We start from the raw sequence: 667 nt of genomic DNA, 5'->3' as shown, positions 1-667 counted from the left end.
GATTCTTCTCCCACCGAGGGACGTCGCCGCCAGCATGGGCACTCCATCCATGGAAATCGCCAACCAATCCCAGCAGCTGCGCGCACCCACTGGAAATCTTTCCAACCCTGACTGCCTCGGCGCATTCGAGCCCATCGGGGAGTCGACCTATGCGGGCAGCGGCACCAAGGCCGTACGCGGCCAACAGCTGCACACGCCGGACAACAACCTCCGGGTCGACGAGGCTGTGGTCGGCTTTCCGAACGCCCAAAGGGCCACCGCATTCGTGGCGGCGCAAGCCGAGCAGTGGAAGGCTTGCGCCGGCCAAGCCGTGACGCTGACCACCGAACACGGCAGAGAATTTCACTGGACCTTCGGCGAGCTCACCGGGACTTCCCCGGCGATCACGCAGGTCCGCATGCCGCGCGACCCCCGTCGTGCCTCCTGCCAACGCGTGCTGAGCGCGGTGTCGGACGTCGTGTTCGACGTCGAGGCGTGCGCCGCCAATGTCGCCGACCAAGGCAGCCAGATCGCTGATCAGATGGCCGCGAAAGTCACGCCCTTAGCCCGGCCCGGTTAACGCAGACCGACTCCGCGCGCCAGCGCCGTCTCGACCATCGTGGCCAGCAGGGTCGGGTAGTCGACGCCACTGGCCGCCCACATCCGCGGGTACATCGAGATCGCGGTG

Annotated in this window: 2 protein-coding genes; one reads left to right on the top strand and one right to left on the bottom strand. The window is 66.9% G+C overall.

What is annotated here, in order from left to right; genetic code table 11:
• The coding region (locus F6Q13_RS19160) for a sensor domain-containing protein (protein WP_293059887.1) at positions 1-559 on the top strand (559 nt) is incomplete at its 5' end.
• Here F6Q13_RS19160 and F6Q13_RS19155 read toward each other — a convergent pair.
• On the bottom strand, positions 556-667 hold a 112-nt coding region (locus F6Q13_RS19155), incomplete at its 5' end, for a hypothetical protein (protein WP_293059890.1). The genes F6Q13_RS19160 and F6Q13_RS19155 overlap by 4 nt on opposite strands.

The organism is Mycobacterium sp. (assembly GCF_008709575.1).
Lineage (GTDB): Bacteria > Actinomycetota > Actinomycetes > Mycobacteriales > Mycobacteriaceae > Mycobacterium.
This window is presented reverse-complemented; position numbering and strand designations above follow the sequence as displayed.